Below are 21159 nucleotides of genomic sequence, written 5' to 3'. Positions count from 1 at the left end.
GCGAGACTACCCTGACCGCGTGAGCGAGAGTGCTGTGACCGCCCCGACCACCTTCCGCGAGCGCCTGTTCATCCCCTGGTGGGGGTGGCTGCTGCCGCTCGCCGCCGCGTCCCTGCTCGCCGCCGAGGTGCACATGGGCTTCCCCGGCGTCCGGTCCTGGTTGCCCTACGTGATCGTGCTGCCGCTGACGCTGGCGCTGATCGTCCGGATGGGGTGGACCCGCGTCGAGGTGTCGGGCGGGGAGCTGACCGTGGGTTCCGCGCACGTGCCGGTGGGGCTGCTCGGCGAGGTCGAGGTGATCGACGCCAAGGGCAAGCGCAAGGCGATGGGGCCGGAGCTGGACCCGATGGCGTTCGTGCTGCACCGGGGCTGGGTGCCGACGATGGTGCGGGTGCGGTTGGTCGACCCGGAGGACCCGACCCCGTACTGGCTGTTCAGCACGCGCTCGCCGGAGAAGCTCGTCGAGGCGCTGCGCGCGGAGGCGGCGAAGGCCCCGAGCGCGAAGGCCCCGAGCGCGGCGGCCACGGGTGCGGCGGCCGAAGGCGACGCCGACGCGTAGCGGTCGGCCAGGGCAGTCGACAAGGACGCTCGACCGGGGCACTCGACCGGGGCACTCGACCGGGACGGCCGATCGGGCGCGTCGGAATGCGCGGTCCGGCGCGGCGGAAATCCCGAATGGTGGAATTTCGGACGGGTTCGGCGGTTGTCGATCGCCGCTCGGACCCGTCGGACGGCTTGGTTTCGATCCACTAACGATCGGCGGGCCGAACCGGAGTTGTCCGCATTGGTGCGGAAAGTGGCGTTCCCGAACCGGCGGGCGGTCGTGCGCGGCGAGTCGCGGGCAACTGCACCGGTTACCCCGAATGATTCCGTTTACACCCGTTCCGGTGAACGGGTTGTGCGGACGGGCTGATTAGCCGTCGATTCCCGCACCCGGCTGGCCCCGTCGGGTGACAACACCACCCGCGTCCGCGCCGGAGAACTCAGGCGGTCCGGCGAAGAAGTCGCCCCGTCACGTCGGGAGAACGGCTCGCGGCCGTTCGGCGGAACCGACGTCGGAACACGCCCCGGAACGCCGAACGCCGCCCCGGATGGTTCCGAAGCGGCGTTGCGGTGGGGTCGTCCCGGTGAGGGGGCCTGCGCCTGGTCGCTCAGGCGCAGTCCCGGCAGATGTACTGGCCGTTCTCCTCCTCGGCCAGCCTGCTGCGGTGGTGCACGAGGAAGCACTTCGAGCAGGTGAACTCGTCAGCCTGCTTCGGAAGGATCTTGAACGTGAGCTCCTCGCCGGACAGGTCGGCGCCGGGCAGCTCGAAGTTCTCGGCCGTCGCGTCCTCATCGATGTCGACGACCCCGGACTGCGTTTCATTGCGCCGCGCCTTCAGCTCCTCGAGGGAGTCCTCAGCGAGTTCGTCCGCCTCGCTGCGACGCGGAGCGTCGTAGTCGGTCGCCATCTTCTTTCACCCCTGCGGTCAACGGAGACTGTGTCGCGCGCTGGTTAACGCACCAGCGCTCCTGTTTGTGCCCCCGCCACGGGTGACGGAGGTCTCTACGCCCGCACACCGGGCGACAAGCCCCCTCCACACGTCGGTCAGACGGGTGTCCGGCGATGCGCGGAGCGCGCAGAGGGTAGCTCACTGATCAGGCTCGCGTGCACCGGGTTCCCCCTAATTGAGCAGAAGGGTGACGGTCCCTTCTCTTCCAGGCCCGATAGGCTGGTCCGCGAGTGCCACCGATCCCGGTGCGGACGGGTGGCGTCACTCGACTGGGCGACCACTGCCCGCCACAGGGTGATTGCTCGTCGTCACGGTATTCCCGGAACGCGGGAAGCCGTAGCTGGGCATAGCCTGATCAGGAGGAGTACTTGCGCCAATGGGGAGGTCGGCGGACGTGGAACCCGCGAGCGGATCGGTGAGCGGCGGGTCAGCGCGCTACCGGAAGCGGAGGCCGGTGCCTGCGCTGTTCCTGCTCCTGGTGCTCGTGGTGTCTTCGGTAGTCGTGTGGGTGAAGGTCCTCGGCGAGGCCGAGGACATGGACGCGGCCATCAAGTGCAACGCTCCGGGCGGGGTGGCCCCCGGCCAGGAGCAGGTGCTGGGGACGGCCCTGGGGCACGACGCGCTCGACCGGACGGACCTGGCCGCGGTGGGCGAGATCCACTTCCGGGCGTTCAACGCGAGCACGCAGCGCAACCAGGCGAAGTTCGTGGCCACCTCCCTCACGGAGATGGGCGCCCAGCAGGCCGCCGAGCCCGGCAACGACCCGGTCTACCCCGCGCAGGACATGGCCTGCCGGGGACAGATCCGGTTCGGGGCGCCGGGCGCGGAGGCGGCACGGACGCTGAGCGTCATGGAACCGTGCATGGAGCTGGTCCGCGACGACCGGCAGGACGCCACGGTGGACATCGCGGTGGGCAAGAAGTTCACCGAGGTGAAGCCGAACAACGAGGCGCGGAAGGTGCTGGACCAGCTGGCGGCCTGGGCCGAGCAGCAGCCGGAGCAGCAGGGCGGCCAGGCCGCCGAGCCCTCCTCGCCGCAGTTGGACGCTGACCACCTGGCGGCAGCGCGCGAAGTGCACTGCTAGCACCCGGAGCGATCCGAGCGAGCAACGACTGCGCCGCCCACCGGCTCCGGTGGGCGGCGCAGTCGTTTTCGGGGGTGGGGCCGACCGGGCGCGCGTGGGGCGGGGACGCTCACGGCGGGGCCGGGTGCTCGCAGGGCGGGAGCGCCTCCGGTGAGCCGGGGCACGCGGGACGCCAAGGTCCCAGAACGCGCCAGGGCCGTTTAACGCCCGCGCGGCCACGGGAGGTCGCCGATGCGCCGCGAGGCCCGGTGGGGCCAGCTGGAGGCCCGCAGGAGTGCGGACCGCGTCCGCCGGACCACCCGACCGCGCACCCGGCCGACCACCGGACCGCTGAACCCGCTCGACCGCGCACCCGCCAGCCGCAGGCCCGCCCGGCGTCACCGCCCGGCGTCATCGCCCGGCGTCAGCCCGCCACAAGCCCGCCCAGTGTCAGACCGCCGCCCGTCAGACCTGGCCCGTCAGACCTGGCCCGTCAGACCTTCCCGAACCCCGCGTCGACCAGCGCCGTCCGCAGGGCGTCCGCGATCGACGGGGCCGCCGCGAAGGTCGCGTCCGCGCCCAGCTCCGGCGCCTCCCCCGGCAGCAGCACCACCGCGCCCGCCTCGCGGGCCAGCAGCGCGCCGCCCGCCCAGTCCCACCGGCCGAGCGAGTGCTCGGCGTACGCGTCCAGCCTGCCCGCCGCCACCGCGCACAGGTCCAGCGACGCCGCGCCCGCCCGGCGGATGTCGCGCAGCACCTCGGACAGCGCCGCCCAGGTCTGCGCCTGCCGCCTCCTGCGCTCCGCGCGGTACGCGAACCCGTACCCCAGCAGGGTGACGTCCAGCCCTTCCGGCGCGGAGACCCGCAGCGGGACGCCGTCCAGGAACGCGCCGCCGCCGCGCGAGGCCGTCCAGACCCGACCGGACGCGGGCTCGACCACCGCCGCCGCGACCGACTCGCCGTTCTCCTGCGCCGCGACCGACACCGCGTAGTGGGGGATGCCGTAGAGGTAGTTGACGGTGCCGTCGATCGGGTCCACGACCCACGTGAGCCCGTCGAGCGCCGCCTCGCCGCCCTCCTCCTCGCCGATCACCGGCTCACCCGGACGAAGTTCACCCAGACGGGCGCGGACCAATCGCTCGGACGCGCGGTCGGCCTCGGTGACCACATCCGTGATGGTGGACTTGGTGTCCACCAGGGACACCGCCTGGTCCCGACTGGTGCGAACGAGCTCACCCGCCTCGGTGGCCACCCGCACCGCGACGTCGACCAGGGCCCGGTGATCGAAAGGCACGTGCTCCTCCTGCGTCACTCCAACGGGACTACCGAACGTGGTCAGGCTAGTGTCTTCGGCCACGGCATCTGAATCGAGTAGGAAGGCCACGGGGATGGTCATGACCCGCGGGTTCGGCGTGGACATCGGCGGCTCGGGCATCAAGGGCGGTCTGGTGGACCTGGAGATGGGCGCGCTGGACGGTGAGCGGCTGCGCATCGCCACGCCGCAGCCGTCCACGCCGGACGCGGTAGCCGACGTGGTCGCGGAGATCGTGGAGAAGTTCGGCTGGGACGGCCCGGTCGGCATCACCCTCCCGTGCGTGGTCAAGCGCGGTGTCGCGCTGTCCGCGGCCAACGTCGACAAGGGCTGGATCGACACCGACGCGCAGGCGCTGTTCGCGCGCAGGCTCGGTCGGGCCGCCGACCAGGTGGTGGTGCTCAACGACGCGGACGCGGCGGGCGTCGCCGAGATGGAGTTCGGCGCGGGGGTGGGCAAGGACGGCCTGGTCGTGCTGCTGACCTTCGGCACCGGCATCGGCAGCGCCGTGTTCCTGGACGGCAAGCTCGTCCCCAACACCGAGTTCGGCCACCTGGAGGTGGACGGGCACGACGCGGAGAAGCGCGCCGCGGCCTCGGTGAAGGAGGACAAGGGGCTGTCCTGGGCCGAGTGGGCGCCCAGGGTCTCCCGGTACGTCACCGTGCTGGAGAACCTGATCTGGCCCGACCTGGTCATCGCGGGCGGCGGGGTGAGCAAGAAGGCGGAGAAGTGGCTCCCCCTGCTGGAGGTCCGCACCCCGGTCGTGGCCGCCGCGCTGAAGAACGACGCGGGCATCGTCGGGGCGGCGGTGGCCGCCACCAGGGGCTTCCAGCACTGATCACCTGCGGTTCTCATCGAGTTCCGCACCTCGGGATCGCGTGCCCGAGCGGCTTCGTCCAGGCCGGTGCGCAACGGCACGCGCTTTCCGTCGTTACAATGGAGCGGTGCCCCTCCCGGCCTCAGACCGGCGGGCGCTCCCCCATACTCCGGCGGCCGAGGATCGCGCGCCTCGGCCTGCCTTGATCGACAGTCGTGAAAGGGCGTACGTGGCAGCCGCGAAGACGACTCAGGCAGCGAAGGCTGATGCCGAGGAGACGCCCAAGGCCACCTCGGCGAGGAAGGCTCCGGTGAGGAAGCCGGCAGCGAAGACCGCCGCGGCGGGCAAGACGACAGCACGCGCGCCGCGCAAGACTGCCGCCAAGGCCGCCGCGGGTTCCCCCAAGGCGAAGAAGGCCGGCGAGGGCGACGAGCCCGAGGAGATCGAGGGCGCCCCCGGCGACGAGGACCTCGTCGACGAGGTCGAGCTGATCGACGAGCCCGTCGAGGAGGAGCCCGCCGAGGAGGAGAACGCCAAGCCCGGCGAGGGCGACTTCGTCTGGGACGAGGAGGAGTCGGAGGCGCTGCGGCAGGCCCGCAAGGACGCCGAGCTCACCGCCTCGGCCGACTCGGTCCGCGCCTACCTCAAGCAGATCGGCAAGGTCGCGCTCCTCAACGCGGAGGAGGAGGTCGAGCTCGCCAAGCGCATCGAGGCCGGCCTCTACGCCGCCGAGCGGCTGCGCCGGGCCGAGGACGAGAGCGAGAAGCTCACCCCGCAGATGCGGCGCGACCTGCGCTGGATCGTCCGCGACGGCGAGCGCGCCAAGAACCACCTGCTGGAGGCCAACCTCCGCCTGGTGGTGTCGCTGGCCAAGCGCTACACCGGTCGCGGCATGGCGTTCCTGGACCTGATCCAGGAGGGCAACCTGGGTCTGATCCGCGCGGTCGAGAAGTTCGACTACACCAAGGGCTACAAGTTCTCCACGTACGCCACGTGGTGGATCCGCCAGGCGATCACCCGCGCGATGGCCGACCAGGCCCGCACCATCCGCATCCCGGTGCACATGGTCGAGGTCATCAACAAGCTCGGCCGCATCCAGCGCGAGCTGCTCCAGGACCTGGGCCGCGAGCCCACGCCGGAGGAGCTGGCGAAGGAAATGGACATCACGCCCGAGAAGGTGCTGGAGATCCAGCAGTACGCGCGTGAGCCCATCTCGCTGGACCAGACGATCGGCGACGAGGGCGACAGCCAGCTCGGTGACTTCATCGAGGACTCCGAGGCCGTGGTGGCCGTGGACGCGGTGTCGTTCACGCTGCTCCAGGACCAGCTGCAGTCGGTGCTGGCGACGCTGTCCGAGCGCGAGGCGGGCGTGGTCCGGCTCCGCTTCGGCCTGACCGACGGCCAGCCGCGCACGCTGGACGAGATCGGCCAGGTCTACGGGGTCACCCGCGAGCGGATCCGGCAGATCGAGTCGAAGACGATGTCCAAGCTGCGCCACCCGTCGCGCTCGCAGGTGCTGCGCGACTACCTGGACTAGGCAGGGGCGGCGCCGGGCGGTTCACCCGGCCACGCTGCGGGAGGGCCCGCACCCACCGGGGTGCGGGCCCTCCGGCGTTCACGGGAGCGGTCAGCCGACCTCGTCGCCGATCGGGGCGACGGTCACCGGGCCGGTGACGGGGGCGGGCCAGTCGTGCGTGGCGAAGCCGCCGAGGCCGCCGGGCAGGGTGAAGCCGACCTTGGCGGCGGGCTGGCCGTCCTCCCGCTTCGGGGCCGACAGGTAGACCACCTTCGGGACCCCGCCGGTCAGCACGACCCGCTCGGGGGCGCCGTTCGGGGCCGGGGTGACCTCGACGGGCAGGGCGTTGCCGTTCGCGTCGAGGAACTCCAGGTCCTCCGGCGCGCCCCGCAGGGCGCAGGTGACGCCCTCGCCGGGGGTGAACCGGAGGACGAACAGGGTCTCGTCGGCGACCGGAGCCGGTCGTTCGGCGGTGGTGACGGTGAGCTGCTCCGGGGCGCAGGCGTCGTCCGGCGGCGTGCTCGTCCCGCGCGGCCCGGTGCCGTCCACCGGGGAGGCCGCGCTGCTGGGACCGTCCGGTAAGTCCGGGGCCTCGGGGCTCCCCCCGGTTCCGCAGGCCGACAGGACGATGGCGGCCACGACGGGCGCGATCAGGTGCGCTGGGCGCATGTCTCCCCTTCCGTGCGGGGTTTCCCGCAGTCGTCACCCGGTTTCCCGCAGTGACCGGCGACCAGTCCCACACCGCGAACGAGACGCACGTCACACCGCCTTTCGGCGCTGTTCCGCAGGAAGTCGCCGTTAGTGCGGGGGACGCGTTCCGCCCGGATCGTGGGCTCTGCGGGGCATGTTCGCTCTCGGCGGACGTGTGTGCGACCCATCACACGGTCAGCTCCGCAGAAACCTCCTTCCGGAGCAGTGCTGGGCCTCCCGGCCCCGTTGCGGCTGGTCCAGGCGTGGTGGCCTGATAGCGGAAAGTGATCGCAGGGGTGCCGAACCGGTGGCGACGCGGGTTCGAACACCGGATGGCGCGGGTAAGAGTGGGAGTGACGCGGGTCGCCACGGCCCAGGGAACACTGACTTACGCCCGTGCGTCTGCAAGAGTGGAAGCAAGCGAACACCGCGCGCCAGCCAGGTGCGAGTTGGTCGCAGCTAGGTGTGAGGCACCGATCCCCGGTGCCGGGACGGAGGGAGATTTCCATGACTACTACGCTCACCCGCCCCGCGTTGACCGCTGCCGACCGCTGCGACCGCTGCGGGGCCGCTGCCCAGGTTCGCGCCGTGCTCCCCTCCGGGGGCGAGCTGCTGTTCTGCGGGCACCACGCCCGCGAGCACAGCACGAAGCTGCGCGAGCTCGCTGCCGAGCTGCAGCAGGGCTGATCCGGTGGGCCGCCGAGCAGGCGGCCCGAACACCCAAGCCGTCCGGGGCGGGGTTCGACGCGGTGGGAAAGCCGCGCTGGGCCCCGCTCCCCTGCATCCGGGGGACCGCCGTCCTCCGGTCGCAGGGCCCATTCGGACGGTGCAGGGGCCCGGAGCGGGAGACAAGCGGGAAGAGGTCCCGAACGCGGATTCGCCGCCACGGCGCGGGAAACCGACGCGGGGACGGCGAGGGGCGCGGCCGGACGTGGCCGCGTCGCCGGTGGACGCGCGGAGCGGGCGACTCGCCCGAGCGCGTGGACCGGAAGCCCTTGGGGCGTCAGCGGAACGCGGCGCTCGGGGGACGGCACCGTTTGCGGCACCGGCGGATCGTGGTGCGCGGAGACCGGAAGCGTTTGCGGCACCGGGGAATCCGACACCGCGAAGTCCGGTGCGGGGAGATCCAGCACGGCGAAGTCCAGCGCGGGAGATCCGGCGCGGGAGATCCGACACCGCGCGGCCGGCGCCGGGAAGTCCGAACAGGACCCGCGCGCGGACCGCGGTCAGACCAGGCCGAGCACCGGCTCGAACGCCAGTTCCGCAGCGCCGATCAGCTTCGCGTCGCGCCCCAGCGGTGAGCTGGTGATCCTGGTGCCGCCGATGGCCCGGCTGACCAGGCTGCGCTCGCGCACCACCGCCCGCACCCGGTCCACGACCGCGTCCGGCAGCACGGCGAGCAGGTCGCCCAGCACCACCAGCTCCGGCCCGAACATGTTGACCACCGTGACCAGCCCGAGCGCGAGCCACTCGGTGAACTCGCCCAGCCGGTGCTCCACGGAGGACGGGTCGGCCGCCAGCGAGCGCAGCTCGGCGACCACCGCCCCGCGCGGCGCGTCCTCGGGCAGGGCCAGCGCGCGGCACAGCGCCGACTCGCCGACCTCGGTCTCCCAGCAGCCCCGGCACCCGCAGTAGCAGGTGCGCCCGTCGGGCCGGACCAGCATGTGCCCCAGCTCGCCGACGTACCCGCCCGCGCCGCGCAGCGGGTGCCCCGACGAGATCACCCCGCCGCCGACGCCCACGTCGGCGGAGATGTAGACGACGTCCGACGCCCCGCGCGCCGCGCCCCGCAGGTGCTCGGCCAGCGCGCCCAGCTCGGCGTCGTTGCCGACCTGGACGGGCGCCTTCAGCACCGCCTCCAGGCGCTTGCCCAGCTCCACCTCGGTCCAGTGCAGGTTGGGCGCCTCGTGCACGAGCCCGTCCGAGCGCCGCACCACGCCCGGCACCGAGACGCCGACCGCGACCGGGACCACGTCCAGCTCGTCGGCCAGCAGCTTCGCCGAGTCGGCGACGTGCGTGATGACCTCGGCGGGCTGGCGGGAGCGGTGGTGCAGGTTCCACGAGTCGCGGCCCAGGATGTCGCCGCCGAGGCCGATGACGCCCATCGCGACCTGCTCGACGCGCACGTCCACCGCGAGCACGACGGCGGCGGTGGGCTGCGGCAGCACCAGCAGCGACGGCCGCCCGGCCCCGGAGCGCTGCGCCGGGACCCGCTCGGCGACCACACCGGACTCGGCGAGGCCGTCCACCAGCGCCTTGATCGTGCTGCGGTTGAGCCCCAGCTCAGCCGCCAGCTCGGCCCTGGTGGACGGTCCGTCGACGTGCAGCCTGCGCAGCAGCGCGGTGCGGTTGTGCCTGCGGACCTCGTCCGGCCGGGCACCCGCGGTGGGGGTGGTCACGTCAGCGCGGGGACGCCGCCGCCCGGCGCCGGGACAGCGCGTCGACGCTCGCGGCGAGCAGCAGGACCAGTCCGGTCACGACGAACACCACGGCCGCGGGCTGCTTGAGCAGGCCCATGCCGTTGGTGATGGTGGCGAGCACGGCGCCGCCGATGACCGCGTCCCGCAGGCGGCCCTTGCCGCCGAAGAGGGAGGTACCGCCGATGACCGCCGCACCGACCGACAGTAGCAACGTGTTGCCGCCGCCCGCGTTCGGGTCGACGGACCCGACCTTGGACGAGTAGACGATCGCGCCGATCGCCGCCGCGCTGGAGGCGATGACGAACACGCTCATCCGGATCTGCGGCACGTTGATGCCCGCGCGCCGGGCCGCCTCCTGGTTGCCGCCCACCGCGTACACGTGCCTGCCGTAGCGGGTGCGGTCGAGCACGAACGTGCCGATCACCAGAAGCACCAGCACGATCGGCACCACGTACGGCACGCCCTGGATGACGACCAGGTCGCTGACCGAGCGGTTGAGGGTGAGCGCGTAGGTGGCGGCGGCGCCGAGCACGACGACCAGCCCGACCCTGACCAGCACCAGCGGGGTGGGGCCCGCGACGAGTCCCCTGCGCAGCCGGGAGAAGTGCTTGCCCAGCACCACGGCCGCGAACCCGCCCGCGGCGATCACGAACAGCACCCAGCTGCCGGTGGTGTCGAGGTTGCCGTTGGCCACCTTGAACAGCACGTCGTCGTTGAGGCCGAGCGTGCCGCCCTGCCCGATGAACTGCAGGATCACGCCGCCCCAGGCCAGGAACAGCGCCAGGGTCACCACGAACGACGGGATGCCGACGCGGGCGACCAGGAAGCCGGTGATGCAGCCGATGGCCGCGCCGACGCAGACCGCGAGCAGCATCTCCACCCACGGGTTGGCGGGCACGCCGATCGCGGCGATCGCCAGCGCGACGGCGGAGAGCACGGCGCCCGCCCAGATGCGCATGAGGACGGCGAGCACGACGGCGAGCGCGAGCAGGCCGCAGAACACGTAGAACACCGTGTCCCCCATGCCGCCCATGAGGTTGCCGCCCTTGACCAGGTGCAGCGCCATGACCGAGGCCGTGACGCCGGACGCGGTGCCCGCGGACAGGTCGATCTCGCCCAGGAGCAGCACGAACACCAGGCCCATGGCGATGATCGTGACGCCCGCGCCCTGCGCGAGCAGGTTCGCGATGTTGCCCAGGGTCAGGAAGGAGTCGGACAGCGAGCTGAAGACGATCAGCAGCACGACGAGCCCGAGGAGGGCGGGCAGCGAGCCGAGCTCGCCGCCGCGCAGCCGCGCGAAGTAGTCGCGGACGGCCTCACCGGTGGACCGGGAGGTGGTGTCGATGCCGAAGTCGGAGATGGCGCCGCCGTCCGGGGCAGCCTTCTCCGCGGTGGTGTTGGTCATGCTCGGGTCCTCACGCGGGCGGGGATCGGGGTCCGCCGCCTCGGGGCGGCTGGTGTCGCTGGCCATCAGATGGTCGCGCTCTCGGGTCGGGCGATGCCCAGGTCGCCGGAGCGGCCCGCGGTGATCAGCTCGACCACCTGGCCGTGCGTGACCTCCTTGGTGCTCACCTCGGCGGCCATCCGCCCCAGGTAGAGGCACGCGATGCGGTCGGCGACCTCGAAGACGTCGTTCATGTTGTGGCTGATCAGCACCACGCCCAGGCCCTGCTCGGCGAGCCTGCGGACCAGGTCGAGCACCTGCCGGGTCTGCGCGACGCCGAGCGCGGCGGTCGGCTCGTCCAGCAGCACGACCTTGCTGTCCCACAGCACCGCCTTGGCGATGGCGACGGTCTGCCGCTGCCCGCCGGACAGCGAGGAGACCTGGGTGCGCACGGACTTCACGGTGCGCACGGACAGCGAGGTGAGGGTCTTGCGCGCGGCCTGCTCCATGTCGGCCTCGTCGAGCGTGCCGAACTTCCCGCGCTCGCGGCCGAGGAACATGTTCTGGACGATGTCCAGGTTGTCGCACAGCGCGAGGTCCTGGTAGACGACCTCGATGCCGAGGGCCGCCGCGTCGCGCGGTCCGGTGACGGTGACCGGCTCGCCCTTGAACAGCAGGTCGCCGGAGTCGGTGGGGTGGATGCCTGCGATGCACTTGACCAGGGTCGACTTGCCCGCGCCGTTGTCGCCGACGAGCGCGGTGACCTCGCCTGCGCGAACGGTGAAGTCGATGTCGTGGAGCACGTGCACGGGTCCGAAGCTCTTGTTGACGCCGCGCAGTTCGAGAATCGGCTCGCTCACTGCTTGAGTCCTCACGGTGCTGGCCCGCCTCGGGCGGGACGTCCCCCGTTCAGGGGACGCCCCGCCTTCGGCGCGCGCGTGGGCTTGCTGGGTGGGGCTACTTGATGCCGAGCTCTGCGCAGATCGCGGTGGTGTCGGCGACGCAGATCTCGGAGGCCTTGACGAAGCCCGCGTCGACCACGGTCTTCACCTTGTCCTTGGTGATCAGCTGGGCGGTGAGCAGGACCGACTTGACGTCGCGGTTGCCCTTGGGGTCGTTGACCGTGCCGGAGGCGAGCTTGTCGGCGGCGGCGGTGTCGCCCTTGGCGAGCGCGGCGGCGAGCTTGGCGGTGGCGCCCGCCTCCTCGTCGATCGGCTTGAAGACGGTCATGTACTGGTCGCCGCGCAGCACGGCCTGCAGGCCCTCGGGGGTGGCGTCCTGGCCGGTGACCGGGACCTTGCCGTTGAGGCCGAACTTCTTCAGCACGGTGATGACCGCGCCCGCGAGGCCGTCGTTGGCGGCCACGACGCCGTCGACCTTCTGGCCGTTGGCGGTGAGGATCTGCTCGAAGGTGGTGCCGCCCTTCTGGTTGTCCCAGTCGTCGATGGGCTGGGACTGCACCAGCTTCAGGTCGCCCGAGGCGTACTTCGGCTTGAGCACGTTCTGCTGGCCGTTGTAGAAGAGCGTGGCGTTGTTGTCGGTGGGCGCGCCCTCGATCTCGATGACCTCGGCGCCCTTCTTGCCGGGCGCGAGCGCGCCCAGGCCCGCGACCAGGCCCTCGCCCTGCAGCTCGCCGACCTTGACGTTGTCGAAGGACACGTAGTACTTCGAGCTGCCGCCGAGGTTGAGGCGGTCGTAGTCGATGACCTGGATGCCCTGCGCCTCGGCCTTCTTGGCCACGGTCGCGCCGATCTCGCTGTTGGGCGTGGCGATGATCAGGACCTTGACGCCCGCGTTGATCATGCCGTCGGCGAGGGTGGAGAACTTCTGCACGTCGCCCTGGGCGTTCTGGATGTCGGGGTCCAGGCCCTCGGCCTTGAGCGCCTTCTCCAGCAGGGGCTTGTCGAAGCCCTCCCAGCGGGCGGAGGACTTCGTCTCCGGGAGGATGACGCCGACCTTCTCGCCACCCGATCCGCTGGCCGAGTTGGTGTCCGAGGTCGTGCTGCCACCCGAGGAGGTGTTGGCGCCGCACGCCGTCATGGCCACGGCGAGACCCGTGCCAACGGCGATGAGGGCGAGGCTCTTGGTCCGCATCCGCCATCCCTTTCACTGCGCTGTGTCTGCCGGCGGGCAGAAAATGTTGTGGCGCACAACGTATGTCCAGACGGCCGGTGACCGGAAGCACACTAGATCGGTCAAGGGACACGAAGCGCTAACGGAGGTGTAACCGAACGGACATGGCGTTACGCCGAATGCAGCAGTAAAGCACCAGGCGTGATGAACAGCGACCGGTGCGAGTGCATCGACACGAACGGCCCAGCGGGTGGCTGAAGATCCGGATTCGGGGTGTGGCGAGGGGGCCGGAGGGGCGCGCGGACGGAGCACCGGGTGACTCGAACGGGGCTGCGGCGAGGGGCGCCCTGGAGGGGCGCCGTCCGGTTCGGGAGGGATTCCTGCCCGGAACGCGGGCCGGAAAGCCCGAACGGGCGAGGGGTGGGGGCGCGGGCGCGGAGGGGTGGGGGCGCGGCGGCGGGAGCCTGCGGGGCGGGCTCGGCGGACCGCGGGCGGGCTTCACCGGGGCGGTCAGCGGCGAGCAGGAGTCCCGGCGGGCGGAAGACGCCCGGCGGCCCCGGAACACCGGCGGCGGGGTCTGCGCGGCGCGGAGCCCGGCCCCGCCCTCCGACAGGCTCCCCGCCCCGACCGACTTCCCGTCCCGGCAGGCTCCCCGTCCCGACCGGTTGACGCGCCCCTCCCCCGGCGGCGCCCCAGGCCGGTCAGCACCCCGCTGGGCGGCGCCCCAGGCCGGTCAGCACCCCGCTGGGCGGCGCCCCAGGCCGGTCAGCACCCCGCTGGGCGGCGCCCCAGGCCGGTCAGCACCTCGCCGGGTGACGCCCCAGGCCGGTCAGCACCCCTCTGGGCGGCACCCCAGGCCGGTCAGCGCCTCGCCGGTCAGCGCCTCGCCGGGTGACGCCCCCAGCCGGTCGGCACCCCTCTGGGCGGCACCCCAGGCCGGTCAGCGCCTCGCCGGTCAGCGCCTCGCCGGGTGACGCCCCCAGCCGGTCGGCACCACCGGCCGATCAGCGCCCTACCAGGAGCGCAGAGTCGCGATGCGCTCTTCGAGCTGCTCGATCGACGCCATCGCGGTCGGCGGGCCGCCGCAGTACTCGCGGAGCTGGTTGTGGATCTTGCCGTGCGGCTTCTTGGTGCGGTGGTGGTGCATCGCGACCAGGGTGTTCAGCTCCTTGCGCAGCGTCGCGAGCTGCTCCTGCACGCTCGCCGGCCTGGTCACCGCCGGGGCCGCGGGGGCGGGGGCGTCGGCCTTGCGCTTGCTGGCCTCCACCAGCTGCTTCTCCTGGCGCTGGCGCAGCAGGGCGCGCACCTGGTCGGGCGCGAGCAGGCCCGGCAGGCCCAGGTACTCCTGCTCCTCCTCGCTGCCCACGTGCGCCGCCGTGCCGAACGACGAGCCGTCGTAGATCACCTGGTCCAGCTCGGCCGAGGCGCCGAGGACGGTGAACGCGCGGTCCTCCTCGCCCTCCTCGTCCTTGGTCTGGTTGGCCTGGGCGAGCAGCTCGTCGTCCCAGCCGTCCTTCTCCCGGTGCGGCTTGCCGAGGATGTGGTCGCGCTGCTGCTCCAGCTCGCTGGCCAGCCCCAGCAGCACCGGCACGCTGGGCAGGAACACGCTGGCCGTCTCGCCCTTCGCGCGCGAGCGCACGAACCGGCCGATGGCCTGCGCGAAGTACAGCGGCGTCGACGCGCTGGTGGCGTACACGCCCACGGCCAGCCGGGGCACGTCCACGCCCTCGGACACCATCCGCACCGCGATCATCCAGCGCTCGGTGGTGGCCGCGAACTCGGCGATGCGACCCGACGCCTTCGGGTCGTCCGAGAGCACCAGGGTCGCGTCGTGGCCGGTCACGCGCTTGAGGATCTCCGCGTACGCCTTCGCCACGGTCTGGTCGGTCGCGATGACCAGGCCGCCCGCGTCCGGGATGCCGTTCGCGCGCAGCTGGGTGAGCCGCTTGTCCGCCGCCATCAGCACCGACGGCATCCACTCGCCGGTCGGGTCGAGTGCGGTCCGCCAGGCGCGCGCGGTCTGCTCCTGGGTCAGCGGCTCGCCCAGGCGCGCCACGAACTCCTCGCCAGCGCTGGTGCGCCAGTGCGCCTCGCCCGAGTAGGCCAGGAAGATCACCGGCCGGACCACGCCGTCGCGCAGCGCGTCGGCGTAGCCGTAGGCGTGGTCGGAGCGGCTGCGCTGGGTGCCGTCGGCCGCGTGCTCGTAGGAGATGAACGGGATCGGCGAGTCGTCGCTGCGGAACGGCGTCCCGGTCAGCGACAGCCTGCGCGTCGCCGGGGTGAACGCCTCGCGGATCGCGTCGCCCCACGACTTGGCGTCACCACCGTGGTGCACCTCGTCGAGCAGCACGAGCGTCTTGCGGTTCTCGGTGCGCACCCGGTGCAGCGTGGGGTGGGCCGCCACCTGCGCGTACGTCACGGCCACGCCGTGGTAGTCCCTGGAGGTGACCGCGTTCGTGTTGCGGAAGTTCGAGTCGATCGCGATGCCTGCCTCGGCCGCGGCCTTCGCCCACTGGTGCTTGAGGTGCTCGGTCGGCGCGACGATCGTCACGGCCTCGACCGTGCGGTCGGCCAGCAGCTCGGCGGCGACCCGCAGCCCGAACGTGGTCTTGCCCGCGCCGGGCGTGGCGACCGCCAGGAAGTCCTTCGGGCCGGAGGCGAGGTACTTGGTCAGCGCCCGGCGCTGCCACGCCCGCAGCGGTCGGGTCGACACGACCTGGGGTGCGGACAACCTCGGACCTCTTTCTCCGTCGTGCGTGCGGGCGCGCTCGCGACGACCTGCGGCGGGCGGCAGCGCGAACCTCAGCGCGAACTGCAACATGCGAATGCCCTCGGTGCGGACGACCGTCGAGGGCTCCGACAGCGTACCCAATCCCGACGCGCGGTTCAGGGAACGATGCCGCGAAAACACCCCTCATGCTCCATGCTTGATCCCGAGATGGGTTCGCCTACTGGGCAGGATGACCGCAGCGCGCCGGAGCGGCGCCCCCTGCGGCTGGTCGCGCGCACGATCACCAAGGCGTGGGAGGGCAACATCTTCTCGGAGGCCGCCGAGGCGGCCTTCTGGCAGGTGCTGTCGTTCCCGCCGCTGCTGCTGGGTCTGCTCGGCAGCATCGGCTACGTCGGCGAGTGGTTCGGACCCGAGGTGGTCCAAGCGGTGCGCGACAAGATCGTCTCCACCTGCCGGACGATCTTCAGCGGTGACGTCGTCAACGGCGTGATCACACCCACGGTCGACCAGATCCTGACGGTCGGCAAGGGCGAGATCGTGTCGGTCGGCTTCCTGATATCCCTGTGGGCCGGGTCGTCGGCGATGGCGTCCTTCGTGGACGCGGTCACCGTCGCGCACGGTCAGTACGGGGTCAGGCACGAGGTGTGGCAGCGCATCTTCGCGCTGCTGCTGTACGTGGTCAGCCTGGTGCTGCTGATCATCGGGCTGCCGGTGCTGGCGCTCGGGCCGGACGTGCTGCCCCGGTTCCTGCCGGACCGGTGGCAGGCCGTGGCCGAGGCGTGGCTGAGCGCGTTCTACTACCCGGTGATCGGCGTGCTGCTCGTGCTGGCGCTCGCGACGCTGTACAAGCTCGCGCTGCCCAGGAAGCTGCCGTGGCACCGGCTCGCGCCGGGCGCGGCGCTGGCGATGGTGGTGTTCATCCTGTCGTCGGTCGGGCTGCGGCTGTACATCCGGTGGATCACCACGACGGGCTACACGTACGGGGCGCTGGCGACGCCGATCGCGTTCCTGCTGTTCGTGTTCTTCATCGGGTTGGCGATCACGATCGGGGCGTACTTCAACAGCGCGATCCAGGAGATGTGGCCCGCGCGGATGACCCGGCGGCAGCGGCGGCGGTGGCGGCGGCTGGAACTGGTGCGGGCGGCCGAGCGGATCATGAGCCGGGACGGCGGCGAGGCGGCCGACGACGCCGAGGAGCTGCGGGCGCGCGGCACGGGCCGGAAGGTCGCCGGGCGCGGCGGCAGCCGGGGCAAGGCCGCGGGGCAGGGCAAGGCAGCCGGGCAGGGCAAGGCAGGCGGTCAGGGCGGCCACGGCGGTGGCAAGAGCGGCAAGGGCGTGCGGCGGCGGGTCGCGGGCCGGGGTGGCAAGCGCGGCGGCACGAAGAGCGGCTCCGGCGACCCGAAGCAGGGCGGCGACCCCGGCGGCACGGGCGGCGGTCCCGGCGACAAGGGCGCGGCCGGGCGGACCGGTCAGCCGGAGAACGCCTGACCGGGGAGCACCCCGGCACCCGGTCCAGGGGACAGCACTGCCCCGGCGTCCCGCTTGGAGCGCGGGACGCCGGGGCAGCCCAGAGGTCAGGGGCTACTCGCCGCCCATGGGCAGGCTCTCGTAGATCTTCTTGCAGTCCGGGCACACCGGGGAGCCGGGCTTCGGCGACTTCGTCACCGGGAAGACCTCGCCGCACAGCGCCACCACGTGCGTGCCCATGACCGCGCTCTCCGCGATCTTCTCCTTGCGCACGTAGTGGAACATCTTGGGCGTGTCGTCCCCGGTGGTGTCAGTGCCTTCCGGCCTGGTGTCCAGCTCAGGGAGGGTCTGCGTGCTCACACCCTCACCTTACCTGGGATGATGGCCCCTCGTGAGCACGCCGAGCAGCACCGAAGAAGTCCGCGACGCCCTGGCCGAGAACCGGCCGGTGGTCGCCCTGGAGAGCACCATCCTGTCCCACGGCCTCCCGCCGGGCCGCAACCGCGAGGTCGCCGCGCGCCTGGAGGCGATCGTCCGCGAGGCGGGCGCCGTCCCCGCCACGATCGCCGTGCTGGGCGGCGTGCCGAAGGTCGGCCTGACCGACGCCGAGCTGGACTACGTGTGCGACCGGGACAACGACCTGGTCAAGCTGTCCCGCCGGGACCTGGGCGCGGCGTTCGCGCTGGGCAGGGACGGCGCCACCACCGTCGCGGGCACGGCCGCGCTGGCGCACGCCGCGGGCATCGGGGTCTTCGCCACCGGCGGCCTCGGCGGGGTGCACCGGGGCGCGAGCGAGACCTGGGACGTGTCCGCCGACCTGGACGTCCTCGCGTCCACGCCCATCCTGGTCGTGTGCTCCGGGGTGAAGTCGATCCTCGACATGGGCGCGACGCTGGAGCTGCTGGAGACCAGCTCGGTGCCGGTGTTGGGCTACCGCACCGACCGCTTCCCCGCGTTCTACCGCCGCGAGTCCGACTTCGGCGTCCCGTGGCGGGTGGACACCCCCGAGCAGGCCGCCGCCGTCGTCGCCGCGCACCGGGGCGTCCCCGGCGACGCGGGCGTGCTGCTGACCAACCCGATCCCGGTCGAGTTCGAGATGGACGTCGAGCTGCACGACCGGCTGCTCGCCGAGGGCCTGGCCCTGCTGGAGGAGGAGGGGATCACCGGCAAGGAGGTGACCCCGGCGCTGCTGGAGCACTTCCACACCGCCAGCGGCGGCGTCAGCCTGGACGCCAACGAGGCGCTCGTGGTGTCCAACGCCGCGCTGGCCGCGCGGGTCGCGGTCGCCCTCGCCGCGTGAGAGCGGCGGGGAGCGGGATCGTCGTGGTGGGCGACGCCGGCCTGGACGTCGTCGCCCGCCACTCCGGTCCGATCGTGCACGGCGGCGACTCGCGCGCCTCGGTGACCATCGAGCCCGGCGGCGCCGGGGCCAACACGGCGGTGTGGCTGGCCGCCTGCGGCTCGTCCCCGGTGCTGGTGGCGCGGGTCGGCGCGGACTCGGCGGGGCGGCAGGTGCACGCCGAGCTGACCGCGGCCGGGGTGCGCTGCGCGTTCGCCGTCGACCCGGACGCGGCGACCTGCTGCGTCGTGGTGCTGGTGGACGACACCGGGCAGCGCACGATGCTGCCCGACCGGGGCGCGAACGCCCGGTTCTCCCCCGACGACGTGAACCCGGAGCTGCTGGCGGGCTCGTCCCACCTGCACCTGTCCGGGTACGTGCTGCTGGACGCCTCGTCCCGGCCCGCGGGCCTGGAGGTGCTGCGGATGGCGCGCGAGGCGGGGCTGACCACGTCGGTGGACCCGCAGTCGGCGGCGCTGATCTACGACGGGTTCCTGGACGACGTCCGGGGCGTCGACCTGCTGCTGCCCAACGCGGAGGAGCTGGTGGCGCTGACCGGGTCGGCCGACCCGGCGTCGGCGGTGGCGCTGCTGGACGTGGTGGGGGCGGTCGCGGCCACCTCCGGCGCGGACGGCGCGAGCTGGGTGGACGGCGACGGCGTGGTGTCGGTGCCCGCGACCGACGTGGAGTGCGTCGACTCCACGGGCGCGGGCGACGCGTTCGACGCGGGCCTGCTCGCGGCCTGGCTGGCCGGGGCGTCCCGGCGCGACGCGCTCCTCGGTGGGGTGCGCGCCGCGGGCCGGGCCGTCTCGTCGGTCGGCGCTCAGCCGCCGCTGCGGGCTCAGCCGTCGATGACGTGACGGGGGCGCGCCTCCAGGGCGCGCCCCTCCGCGTCGTGCCCCTGCGCGGCGTGCCTGCTGGCCTTCTCGGACTTGCGCGGTGGGCGGTCGTTCGCGATCAGCACGGCCATCCACGGCAGCGGGATGGACAGCACGATGAAAGCCAGCGCCAGCCACCACGTGTCGTAGAAGACCATGGCCAGGAGCAGGCACGGGATGCGCGAGCCCATCATGATCGCGTACTTGCGCTTGCGCGCCGCGAGCTGGTCCTCGTACGAGGGTTCGGCCTCGGTGATCAGCACCGGGTGCTCGGGATTGCTCACGACACCACCTCCGCCCACCATCGTCCCACCACCGCGATCGCGGCGACACCCACCCGCCCCGGTCCTACGATCCGGGCGTGGTAGCGCTGGACCGGTTGGTCGACGTCCTCGGCAGTCTGGGCACCCACCTGGGGTGCGCCCCGCGCGGGCGGGACGTGGTGCTGCGCGGGGTCGCGCTGCACGACCCGGTGGAACGGCCGCGCGCGGGCGGCGACGAGCTGCTGGTCGGGGTGGGCGTCGGGTCGTCGGCCGCCGCGGCCCGGCTGGTGGGCACGACGCGGGCCGCCGCCGTGGCGCTGCACGGGAGCGCTCCGCTGGACGCGCGGGTCGCGGCGGCGGCGCGGCGGTCGGGGGCGGCGGTGCTGCTGGTGGACCCGGCGGTGCCGTGGGGGCAGCTGGTGAGCGTCGCGCAGGCGCTGGTGCTGGGCGATCGCGGGTCGGGGGACCTGTTCGCGGTGGCCGACGCGATCGCGGCGCTGGTGGGCGGGCCGGTCACGATCGAGGACCGGGGGTCGCGGGTGCTGGCGTACTCGCACCGGCAGCAGGGGGTCGACGCGGTCCGGGTGGAGACGATCCTGGGGCGGCGGGTGCCCGAGGAGGCGCGGCGGGCGCTGGACTCGTCGGGGGTGTTCACGCACCTGGCGCACAGCGACGAGGCGCTGTTCGTGCCGCAGCTGACCGAGCAGCTGGGCGGGCGGCTGGTGGCGGCGGTGCGGGCCGGGCGGGAGCTGCTCGGGTCGGTGTGGGTGGAGGTGGACGAGACGAGCCCGGCGCGCGAGGCGGCGCTGGTGGACGGCGCGCGGACGGCGGCGCTGCACCTGCTGCGGGCGCGGGCCAGCTCGGACCTGGAGCGGCAGGCCGAGGCGGACCTGGTGACGGCGCTGCTGGACTCGGGGGCTCCGGGCGCGCTGGACCGGCTGGGGCTGCCCGGCGGGGAGCTGCGGGTGATCGCGGTGCGGGCGCACGTGGGGGACGCGGAGCACGGGGCGGCGCTGCTGGCGTTCGAGCGGGCCACCTCGGGGTTCGGGTGGTCGCGGCCGGGGCGGAGCGCGCTGTTCGGGAACGTGCTGTACACGGTGCTGCCGTGCGGGGGCGACCCGGCGGCGGCGGTGGAGTGGGTGCGCGGCCTGCGGCGCGAGCTGCCGCCGGAGGTGGTGGTGCGGGCCGGGATCGGCGGGGTGTGCGACGGCGGGTCGGCGCCGGTGTCGCGGCTGGAGGCCGACGAGTGCCTGGCGCTGGGCGGGGAGCGGCCGGTGGTGTACGAGCTGGCCTGGGCGCGGGTGCTGCTGCGGCGGCTGGCGGTGGAGGCGGAGGCGGGGCGGCTGCCGGTGCGGGGGCCGGTGGCGGACCTGCTGCGGCACGACGAGGAGAAGGGCACCCGGTACGCGGAGACGCTGCGGGCCTGGCTGGCGGCGCGGGGCGACGCCCGTGGGGCGGCTCGGGCGCTGGGGGTGCACCCGAACACGCTGCGGTACCGGTTGCAGCGGATGGGTGAGGTCGCGGCCCTCCCGCTGGGGGACGCGGCGGAGCGGTTGGCGCTGGAGGTCGCGCTGGCGGTGCACGGGGAGCTGCGTCGGCGGGGGTGACGACCGAAGGGGTGACGACCGAGGGGGGACGACCGAGAGGTGACGACCGGCGCGGCGTGGACCTGCGCGATCGGGACTTCGCCGCTCGGGGTGCCACCATGTGCCG

19 protein-coding genes are annotated in these 21159 nt (G+C 73.1%); 9 read left to right on the top strand and 10 right to left on the bottom strand.

Features of this window, described 5'->3' with window-relative positions:
- Positions 1-19 precede the first annotated feature (19 nt).
- Complete coding sequence (locus AMIR_RS07595) at positions 20-559, top strand: DUF3093 domain-containing protein (protein ID WP_240438850.1); 540 nt, start codon at positions 20-22, stop codon at positions 557-559.
- A gap of 592 nt (positions 560-1151) precedes the next feature.
- Here the strand turns inward: AMIR_RS07595 and AMIR_RS07590 are convergent.
- The gene (locus AMIR_RS07590) at positions 1152-1451 is read right to left on the bottom strand and encodes a DUF4193 domain-containing protein (protein WP_015800354.1); all 300 of its coding nucleotides are present in this window, start codon (positions 1449-1451) and stop codon (positions 1152-1154) included.
- Between the two features lie 418 nt (positions 1452-1869).
- Here AMIR_RS07590 and cei point away from each other — a divergent pair, with 418 nt between their 5' ends.
- Positions 1870-2577 (top strand): envelope integrity protein Cei, encoded by a 708-nt coding sequence (gene cei / locus AMIR_RS07585; RefSeq protein ID WP_015800353.1) that lies wholly within the window; start codon positions 1870-1872, stop codon positions 2575-2577.
- A gap of 472 nt (positions 2578-3049) precedes the next feature.
- Here the strand turns inward: cei and AMIR_RS07580 are convergent, their stop codons facing one another.
- Complete coding sequence (locus AMIR_RS07580; protein ID WP_015800352.1) at positions 3050-3850, bottom strand: inositol monophosphatase family protein; 801 nt, start codon at positions 3848-3850, stop codon at positions 3050-3052.
- A gap of 94 nt (positions 3851-3944) precedes the next feature.
- Between AMIR_RS07580 and ppgK the strand changes: the two genes are divergently transcribed.
- Together ppgK and AMIR_RS07570 are read left to right on the top strand one after the other, a co-directional pair.
- Positions 3945-4706, top strand: a complete 762-nt coding sequence (gene ppgK, locus AMIR_RS07575; protein WP_015800351.1) for a polyphosphate--glucose phosphotransferase — start codon at positions 3945-3947, stop codon at positions 4704-4706.
- A 208-nt stretch (positions 4707-4914) separates the two neighbouring features.
- Positions 4915-6222, top strand: coding sequence for an RNA polymerase sigma factor (locus AMIR_RS07570; RefSeq protein ID WP_015800350.1), 1308 nt, complete (start codon positions 4915-4917; stop codon positions 6220-6222).
- A gap of 90 nt (positions 6223-6312) precedes the next feature.
- Here the strand turns inward: AMIR_RS07570 and AMIR_RS07565 are convergent, their stop codons facing one another.
- The gene (locus tag AMIR_RS07565) at positions 6313-6870 is read right to left on the bottom strand and encodes a hypothetical protein (protein ID WP_015800349.1); all 558 of its coding nucleotides are present in this window, start codon (positions 6868-6870) and stop codon (positions 6313-6315) included.
- Positions 6871-7398: 528 nt separating this feature from the next.
- Between AMIR_RS07565 and AMIR_RS07560 the strand changes: the two genes are divergently transcribed.
- A complete protein-coding gene (locus AMIR_RS07560) occupies positions 7399-7578 on the top strand; it encodes a DUF7455 domain-containing protein (protein WP_015800348.1) in 180 nt (59 codons plus the stop codon).
- A gap of 539 nt (positions 7579-8117) precedes the next feature.
- Here the strand turns inward: AMIR_RS07560 and AMIR_RS07555 are convergent.
- The 5 genes from AMIR_RS07555 to AMIR_RS07535 all read right to left on the bottom strand — a co-directional run bounded on the left by AMIR_RS07555 (position 8118) and on the right by AMIR_RS07535 (position 15499).
- Entirely contained in the window at positions 8118-9290 is a 1173-nt protein-coding gene (locus AMIR_RS07555; RefSeq protein WP_015800347.1) for an ROK family transcriptional regulator, read from the bottom strand.
- Position 9291: 1 nt separating this feature from the next.
- Positions 9292-10716, bottom strand: coding sequence for a sugar ABC transporter permease (locus tag AMIR_RS07550; protein WP_041836636.1), 1425 nt, complete (start codon positions 10714-10716; stop codon positions 9292-9294).
- Between the two features lie 65 nt (positions 10717-10781).
- Positions 10782-11555 carry an ATP-binding cassette domain-containing protein gene (locus AMIR_RS07545; protein ID WP_015800345.1) on the bottom strand — a complete coding sequence of 258 codons (774 nt, stop codon included), beginning with the start codon at positions 11553-11555 and terminating at the stop codon, positions 10782-10784.
- Between the two features lie 97 nt (positions 11556-11652).
- Complete coding sequence (locus AMIR_RS07540) at positions 11653-12789, bottom strand: sugar ABC transporter substrate-binding protein (protein WP_015800344.1); 1137 nt, start codon at positions 12787-12789, stop codon at positions 11653-11655.
- A 991-nt stretch (positions 12790-13780) separates the two neighbouring features.
- Positions 13781-15499 carry a DEAD/DEAH box helicase gene (locus tag AMIR_RS07535; protein ID WP_015800343.1) on the bottom strand — a complete coding sequence of 573 codons (1719 nt, stop codon included), beginning with the start codon at positions 15497-15499 and terminating at the stop codon, positions 13781-13783.
- A 207-nt stretch (positions 15500-15706) separates the two neighbouring features.
- Between AMIR_RS07535 and AMIR_RS07530 the strand changes: the two genes are divergently transcribed.
- Positions 15707-16987, top strand: coding sequence for a YihY/virulence factor BrkB family protein (locus AMIR_RS07530; protein ID WP_084798820.1), 1281 nt, complete (start codon positions 15707-15709; stop codon positions 16985-16987).
- 93 nt (positions 16988-17080) lie between these two features.
- Here AMIR_RS07530 and AMIR_RS07525 read toward each other — a convergent pair whose 3' ends face one another.
- On the bottom strand, positions 17081-17326 hold the full coding sequence (locus tag AMIR_RS07525) for a DUF3039 domain-containing protein (protein WP_015800341.1): 246 nt from the start codon (positions 17324-17326) through the stop codon (positions 17081-17083).
- 31 nt (positions 17327-17357) lie between these two features.
- On the opposite strand from AMIR_RS07525, the gene AMIR_RS07520 reads away from it, so the two are divergent.
- Positions 17358-18266 carry a pseudouridine-5'-phosphate glycosidase gene (locus AMIR_RS07520; RefSeq protein WP_015800340.1) on the top strand — a complete coding sequence of 303 codons (909 nt, stop codon included), beginning with the start codon at positions 17358-17360 and terminating at the stop codon, positions 18264-18266.
- Positions 18263-19165, top strand: coding sequence for a carbohydrate kinase family protein (locus tag AMIR_RS07515; protein ID WP_015800339.1), 903 nt, complete (start codon positions 18263-18265; stop codon positions 19163-19165). The genes AMIR_RS07520 and AMIR_RS07515 overlap by 4 nt, the downstream gene beginning before the upstream one ends.
- Here the strand turns inward: AMIR_RS07515 and AMIR_RS07510 are convergent.
- Positions 19147-19488: a DUF3099 domain-containing protein gene (locus tag AMIR_RS07510; RefSeq protein WP_041836635.1), complete on the bottom strand. Its 342-nt coding sequence runs from the start codon at positions 19486-19488 to the stop codon at positions 19147-19149. The genes AMIR_RS07515 and AMIR_RS07510 overlap by 19 nt on opposite strands.
- Before the next feature lie 56 nt (positions 19489-19544).
- On the opposite strand from AMIR_RS07510, the gene AMIR_RS07505 reads away from it, so the two are divergent.
- Positions 19545-21053, top strand: a complete 1509-nt coding sequence (locus AMIR_RS07505; protein WP_015800337.1) for a PucR family transcriptional regulator — start codon at positions 19545-19547, stop codon at positions 21051-21053.
- Positions 21054-21159 lie beyond the last annotated feature (106 nt).

This window comes from Actinosynnema mirum DSM 43827, from assembly GCF_000023245.1.
Lineage (GTDB): Bacteria > Actinomycetota > Actinomycetes > Mycobacteriales > Pseudonocardiaceae > Actinosynnema > Actinosynnema mirum.
This window is presented reverse-complemented; position numbering and strand designations above follow the sequence as displayed.

Bases quoted from the DNA above. Each gene is read 5' to 3' on its own strand.
- AMIR_RS07590 (WP_015800354.1), bottom strand. From the start codon at position 1,451: ATGGCGACCGACTACGACGCTCCGCGTCGCAGCGAGGCGGACGAACTC.
- cei (WP_015800353.1), top strand. From the start codon at position 1,870: ATGGGGAGGTCGGCGGACGTGGAACCCGCGAGCGGATCGGTGAGCGGC.
- ppgK (WP_015800351.1), top strand. From the start codon at position 3,945: ATGGTCATGACCCGCGGGTTCGGCGTGGACATCGGCGGCTCGGGCATC.
- AMIR_RS07565 (WP_015800349.1), bottom strand. From the start codon at position 6,870: ATGCGCCCAGCGCACCTGATCGCGCCCGTCGTGGCCGCCATCGTCCTG.
- AMIR_RS07560 (WP_015800348.1), top strand. From the start codon at position 7,399: ATGACTACTACGCTCACCCGCCCCGCGTTGACCGCTGCCGACCGCTGC.
- AMIR_RS07550 (WP_041836636.1), bottom strand. From the start codon at position 10,716: ATGACCAACACCACCGCGGAGAAGGCTGCCCCGGACGGCGGCGCCATC.
- AMIR_RS07540 (WP_015800344.1), bottom strand. From the start codon at position 12,789: ATGCGGACCAAGAGCCTCGCCCTCATCGCCGTTGGCACGGGTCTCGCC.
- AMIR_RS07530 (WP_084798820.1), top strand. From the start codon at position 15,707: ATGGGTTCGCCTACTGGGCAGGATGACCGCAGCGCGCCGGAGCGGCGC.
- AMIR_RS07510 (WP_041836635.1), bottom strand. From the start codon at position 19,488: ATGGTGGGCGGAGGTGGTGTCGTGAGCAATCCCGAGCACCCGGTGCTG.